This window comes from Fortiea sp. LEGE XX443, assembly GCF_015206815.1.
Lineage (GTDB): Bacteria > Cyanobacteriota > Cyanobacteriia > Cyanobacteriales > Nostocaceae > Nostoc_B.
Map to the genome: position 1 here is coordinate 1 of NZ_JADEXZ010000148.1, position 2,829 is coordinate 2,829.

Genomic DNA, 2,829 nt, shown 5'->3' on the forward strand with positions numbered 1-2,829 from the left:
CCTTTTAATTGCTGTGCAGTTTCCTTCAACAAATGCTTTAGTGAATCTGTTAATTCCATTGACACCTATGCACATCCAAAATCGAATCATCATTGAATTTACTACAAAAAGGGAAGGGAAAGGTTGCCGTTAGCAACCTTTCCCTTCCCCCCACCAGAATGATTATCATTTTCATAAGTTGTATACTTTATTCTCTGGAAGTCCCTAAGTCAATGTGCATTTTTATATGTGACACAGGCTAGTAACAGAATTTACCATTTTCATTTAAAATTTTATGTCTAAGTAGTCTAAGGGTAAACTCTTAATAATATTTATACAAAAAAACAAATAATGGGTGATACTCCTCAGGGCAAAAATGATATGCTGTGTTAAGTAGATGCACCCTGATGATCTGGAGAGCTGCTCAAGTAGCTCTCCTTTTTCACTATCTGGGAGAAGAGGCAGGGGAGCAGAGGAGAGAATAACTATTGACTCAACACTCAGCACTACTTAATTGGTATAATCGCCAATCAAGCCGCTAATAGTTGTGGGAGAAACAAAAAATGGCAGACTGGCAGGAAATTACTGGTGGTGTGACAGCTCCTAGAGGATACCGAGCCGCAGGAATCACTGCCGGATTAAAACCGTCGGGATTGCCAGATTTAGCTTTGATAGTATCTGATGTAGAGGCGATCGCAGCTGGTGTATTCACAACCTCTCAAGTTAAAGCCGCCTGTGTAGATTATTGCCGTCAACGCTTACAAGCTAAACATAGCGCTCGTGCCATTCTCTGCAACGCCGGACAAGCCAACGCTGCAACAGGTAGTGAAGGTGTGCGGGATGCTAATGAAAGTGCCGAGTTATTAGCCAAAGAATTAAATATTTCCCCAGAATTGATTTTGTTAGCCTCTACTGGCGTAATTGGTCAACGCATCAAGATGGATGCTTTACGCAGTGGGATTCCTAAACTAGTAGCAAGTCTCTCCGAAACAGGTTCCGATACCGCCGCCGGAGCAATTATTACCACAGATTTAGTACCAAAATCCATAGCGCTAGAAACAACAGTACATGAGCGCCCAGTCCGAATTGGTGGTATTGCCAAAGGTTCTGGGATGATACACCCCAACATGGCAACTATGCTGGCATTTGTTACCTGTGATGCAGCTGTTTCCCCCCACCTTTGGCAGCAAATGTTGAGTAGAGCCGCAGATAAAAGCTTTAATTCTATTACCGTCGATGGCGATACCAGCACCAACGACAGCTTAATTGCCTTGGCGAATGGTCAATCCCGCACCCCAGCCATTACTGAAATGGGTGCAGAAGCCGAGAAGTTAGAAGCCATGCTAACAGCAGTATGCCAGCATTTAGCCAAAGCGATCGCGCGAGATGGTGAAGGCGCAACCTGCTTAATTGAAGTGCAAGTCACTGGAACTCATGATGATCTTGCAGCAAGACAAATCGCCAAAACCATTGCAGGTTCATCCTTAGTTAAATCTGCAATCTTTGGTCGTGACCCTAACTGGGGACGCATCGCCGCCGCAGCCGGACGTGCAGGTGTACCCTTTGAGCAAGATAACTTGCAAATTAAATTAGGAGATTTCCTCCTGTTAGAAAATGGTCAACCTCTACAATTTGACCGCGCCGCAGCCAGCACATATTTAAAACAAGCCGCCACCGATTATCCCGTTGCTGATGTAGTAGCTACTAATAATAGTAATGATTTATCAGGTGATGTCCGCAGCAATATCAAAACGCAACGCTTAGATAATCCCGTAATTATTGCCGTCAGTGTTGGTAATGGCCATGGTACAGGTAAAGCTTGGGGTTGCGATTTGAGTTACGACTACGTGAAAATCAACGCCGAGTACACAACTTAAGTAAACGGTCTTTATTTTCACAGGTATCACTAAACAACTATACAAAAACCCCGCTATCACATCACAATTATGTTTGGCGGGGCTTGTTAGATTATTTTAAAGTCTAACTAGCTTTAAGTTTTATCATCATCTTTATTTTTTCCATTGAGTTGATCGTCAATACTCTCAGCAGCCCAAGTTGTAGCAGCCGTTGCAACCGTAATTCCTACAACTGCTACTACTCCTATAGGGGCTGCTATTGCGGCTGCACAAGCGCCAGCACCAATGAGTCCAGTTTTTAGAATTTTTTCAGGCGTAATTTTGTCAAGTCCAAGCATATTGGTATTACCCTATACTGATCTACCTCTGTTTTTCAGTATTCCCATACTCAACTGAAAACTATCAAACAGTGTTTATTTATCAAATTTCGCTTGTATAACGGTTATTGGACTGTTTTTGATGAAATGTTGTCATAACCCTTATTCACGACTGAAGAGTGACTCACATTGAATTACAAACTAAACTATTAAATAAAGACACAGAAATAATTGTTGTATTAACCAAGGTTTGCGCCTGATTAAAATCAGAATCTCCCGTAATTAAAAAATCTGCTTCTGCTGCTACAGCACAAGCTAAAAACTTTGCATCTTTTCTGTCTTGAGGAAAATCAATCAACACATTGACATCAATTAGCGTTGCAAATGTATCAATAATTTCAAACCATGAGGTTCTAACTTCATCTGTCAATTTAAACTTAGGGCGACTTAATACCTCCTTATATTCCGCTACAATTTCCCATGAAACAATCCATTCCCCGTCGGGATGATCAAAAATAGACTGAATAACTGCTCTTGGTACTCCACCCTTAGAGGCTGTTTTAAAAGTCTAAGAGGTGGTAAAAAAACTCTCTCAGTATATGCTGTGAATAGATAATAGACAGCACTGAGAGAGCAACATGAGTAAAGCATACCCTAGCAATCTGACCCGCGCCCAA

General features: G+C 41.8%; 2 protein-coding genes and 1 pseudogene. 1 reads left to right on the top strand and 2 read right to left on the bottom strand.

Annotation, left to right across the window (positions count from 1 at the left end; all coding sequences use genetic code 11):
• Window positions 1-542: 542 nt before the first annotated feature.
• Window positions 543-1,856 carry a bifunctional ornithine acetyltransferase/N-acetylglutamate synthase gene (argJ, locus tag IQ259_RS26800; protein ID WP_193889008.1) on the top strand — a complete coding sequence of 438 codons (1,314 nt, stop codon included), beginning with the start codon at window positions 543-545 and terminating at the stop codon, window positions 1,854-1,856.
• Window positions 1,857-1,969: 113 nt separating this feature from the next.
• On the opposite strand, the gene IQ259_RS26805 is transcribed toward argJ, so the two are convergent.
• On the bottom strand, window positions 1,970-2,173 hold the full coding sequence (locus IQ259_RS26805) for a hypothetical protein (RefSeq protein WP_193889009.1): 204 nt from the start codon (window positions 2,171-2,173) through the stop codon (window positions 1,970-1,972).
• A gap of 163 nt (window positions 2,174-2,336) precedes the next feature.
• Window positions 2,337-2,687, bottom strand: a pseudogene (locus tag IQ259_RS26810) (putative toxin-antitoxin system toxin component, PIN family); the annotation flags it as partial.
• Window positions 2,688-2,829: the final 142 nt, after the last annotated feature.

Bases quoted from the DNA above. Each gene is read 5' to 3' on its own strand.
- IQ259_RS26805 (WP_193889009.1), bottom strand. From the start codon at position 2,173: ATGCTTGGACTTGACAAAATTACGCCTGAAAAAATTCTAAAAACTGGA.
- argJ (WP_193889008.1), top strand. From the start codon at position 543: ATGGCAGACTGGCAGGAAATTACTGGTGGTGTGACAGCTCCTAGAGGA.